The sequence below is a fragment of the Aeromonas sp. R4-1 genome (genome assembly GCF_040908325.1).
Lineage (GTDB): Bacteria > Pseudomonadota > Gammaproteobacteria > Enterobacterales > Aeromonadaceae > Aeromonas > Aeromonas veronii.
The window spans coordinates 1-1,204 of the sequence record NZ_JBFODM010000002.1; the positions used below are offsets into that span (position 1 = coordinate 1).

General features: G+C 56.9%; 1 protein-coding gene and 1 pseudogene. Both read right to left on the minus strand.

Translation table 11 applies throughout. From position 1 onward, the window contains the following. Positions 1-494, minus strand: a pseudogene (locus AB5Y90_RS00010) (protein UmuC); the annotation flags it as partial. After that, a complete protein-coding gene (umuD, locus tag AB5Y90_RS00015) occupies positions 475-918 on the minus strand; it encodes a translesion error-prone DNA polymerase V autoproteolytic subunit (protein ID WP_257124510.1) in 444 nt (147 codons plus the stop codon). The gene umuD and the pseudogene AB5Y90_RS00010, both read right to left, overlap by 20 nt. Between the last annotated feature and the right edge of the window lie 286 nt (positions 919-1,204).

Sequence of the window (1,204 nt, forward strand, 5' to 3'; positions counted from 1 at the left end):
AAGTCCACGACGCCGCCCGTGGCAGGCCACTTCTTGGCTGCATAGTTGGCCAGCTTGGCGAGGGTCTTGGTGGGGCCGATCCCAACCCCTACCGTGAGGCCGGTCCACTGCCACACTCGCTGCCGGATCTGTTGCCCATAGGCTGTCAGGTCCCCGGCAAACGACTCCGACAACGCCATGAACGCTTCATCGATGGAGTAGACCTCAAGCTCAGGGGCCATGGTCTCCAACGTGCTCATCACCCTGCCAGACATATCGCCGTAGAGCGCGTAGTTGGAGCTGAATGCCACACCGCCATCCGCCTCGAACTGCTCGCGGATCTTGAAGTAGGGCACGGCCATCTTGATACCCAGCGCCTTGGCTTCGGGGCTGCGCGACACCACGCATCCATCGTTGTTGGAGAGCACCACGATCGGGCGGCCACGCAGCTCAGGGCGAAACAGCCGCTCACAGCTGGCGTAGAAGTTGTTTACATCAACGAGCGCTATAGCCATCACGCTGCCTCAGATTGCCAATCACATGGGTGACCACTCCGAACAACTCCAGGGAGAGGCTCACACAAGGGTCGATAGGCGCGAACGCCGGATTGGCTGGCAACAGCCGCAACCTCGGCTTGAGCTGCAAGGTCTTTACCGTGAAGCCGCCATCGAGTAGTGCAATCACCACATCACCATGGCGCGGGGTGAGGCTCTTATCGACCACCAGCAAGTCACCGGGAAAGATACCAACCCCGGTCATGCTCTCCCCCTCGGCACGCAGATAGAAGGTGGCTGCAGGGTGCGCCACGCAGTGGGTGTTGAGGTCCAACTTCCCTTCCAGATAGTCGCTGGCTGGGCTGGGAAAGCCACAAGAGGCGCGGTGCAAGAACAGCGGGATGGTCACCTCGGCGGGTGATGGGTCTGGGGTTAACAGCTTCATGGTAACAATGCCTGTGTTTATATACAGGCATTATAGCGCACCACCTTTGAACCAGCGCAAGTCCCGCATGCCAGTGATGGCGTACCATAGTGCCAATAGATAACAAAAGAATCAGTAATGCGGATGCCACGTTTTGTTAGTTAGTTCCATTCAAGCTACATCGATTTGAGAAGCAACGTCGACATTCGTTTGTTAGGGAAGGTGCGAATAAGCGGGGAAATTCTTCTCGGCTGACGCAGTCATTTCATTTCTTCATGTTTGAGCCGATTTTTTCTCCCGTAAATGC

Excerpts from the sequence above, each read along its gene's own strand:
- umuD (WP_257124510.1), bottom strand. The coding sequence starts at position 918 with ATGAAGCTGTTAACCCCAGACCCATCACCCGCCGAGGTGACCATCCCG.